The sequence below is a fragment of the Psychrobacter sp. T6-6 genome, from assembly GCF_052258185.1.
GTDB lineage: Bacteria > Pseudomonadota > Gammaproteobacteria > Pseudomonadales > Moraxellaceae > Psychrobacter.
Genome location: NZ_JBQQEX010000023.1, coordinates 1 through 948 on the forward strand (window position 1 = coordinate 1; position 948 = coordinate 948).

Here is a 948-nt window from a genome sequence, read left to right on the forward strand (position 1 = left end):
GTATCTGCAACTGACGGCCCTATGCCACAAACTCGTGAGCACATTCTGCTTTCACGTCAGGTTGGCGTACCGTACATCATCGTATTCATGAACAAATGTGACATGGTTGATGACGAAGAACTACTAGAACTAGTAGAAATGGAAGTTCGTGAACTATTGAACGACTACGACTTCCCAGGTGATGACACGCCTATCGTTAAAGGTTCAGCTACTGAAGCCCTAAAAGGCTCAGAAGACAAATATGGCCAACCAGCCGTAGTAGAACTACTAAACGTACTAGACACCTACATCCCAGAGCCAGAGCGTGACATCGACAAAGCATTCCTAATGCCAATCGAAGATGTATTCTCAATCTCAGGTCGTGGTACCGTAGTAACTGGCCGTGTTGAATCTGGTATCGTTAAAGTTGGTGACGAGATCGAAATCGTTGGTATCCGTGACACTCAAAAAACTACCTGTACTGGTGTAGAGATGTTCCGTAAACTGCTTGACGAAGGTCGTGCAGGCGAAAACTGTGGCGTACTACTACGTGGTACTAAGCGTGAAGACGTACAACGTGGCCAAGTACTAGCTAAGCCAGGTTCAATCACGCCTCACACTAAGTTTGACGCTGAAGTATATGTATTGTCAAAAGAAGAGGGTGGTCGTCACACACCATTCTTAAACGGCTATCGTCCACAGTTCTACTTCCGTACTACTGACGTAACTGGCGCAATCCAATTACAAGACGGTACTGAAATGGTAATGCCTGGTGATAACGTTGAGATGGGCGTAGAGCTTATCCACCCAATCGCTATGGACAAAGGTCTTCGCTTCGCTATTCGTGAAGGTGGCCGTACTGTAGGCGCTGGTGTTGTTGCTAACGTATTGAACTAATCATTAAGTCTCAGTAATGAGCTTATGAGCTAGTCATAAAAAAGCCACCCTATTTAGGGTGGCTTTTTTTGT

At 45.6% G+C, this 948-nt stretch carries 1 protein-coding gene; it reads left to right on the plus strand.

Annotated features, from left to right (window positions below):
- On the plus strand, positions 1-876 hold an 876-nt coding region (gene tuf / locus ACTXGL_RS14070; protein ID WP_443527306.1), incomplete at its 5' end, for an elongation factor Tu.
- Positions 877-948: the final 72 nt, after the last annotated feature.